At 58.2% G+C, this 457-nt stretch carries 1 protein-coding gene; it reads right to left on the bottom strand.

What is annotated here, in order from left to right; translation table 11 throughout:
• Positions 1–457, bottom strand: a 457-nt coding sequence (locus A3730_RS25570; RefSeq protein ID WP_197477639.1) for a branched-chain amino acid ABC transporter permease, incomplete at both ends; no start/stop codon positions are given.

The following is a 457-nucleotide window of genomic DNA, read 5'->3' as shown; positions in this document are numbered from 1 at the left end:
TGGCCACGATGGTGGAGCCAGTCATGGTTTTCTTCAGGAACAGATGCAGCACTGCCATTAACGAAAACGCACCCGCGATGATCAATACCCGCTGAGCCGGAATGGTCATGCCGGCAATATCGAGAATGTCGGTATAGGGCGTGGGCATGCGACGGAACTCGGCGCCCCACTGCATTTGCACCAGCGCTTCGAGAAACAACATGATGCCGATGGCGGCAATCTTGTCGTGAATCGGGGGCGCATGGCGCAGCGGGTTGAACACCAACCGTTCACACAGTACCGCCAGCAGCGCCACTGCCACGGCAGCCAGCAACATGGCCACCCAGTAGTTCACACCGAAGTCGACCATGGTGATATACGAGACATAGGCGCCGACCATATACAGCGCCCCGTGAGAAAAATTAGGGACGTGCAGAATGCCGTACACCAGCGTCAGCCCCAGGGCCACCAGCCCGTA

The organism is Alcanivorax sp. HI0044, assembly GCF_001634945.1.
This window is presented reverse-complemented; position numbering and strand designations above follow the sequence as displayed.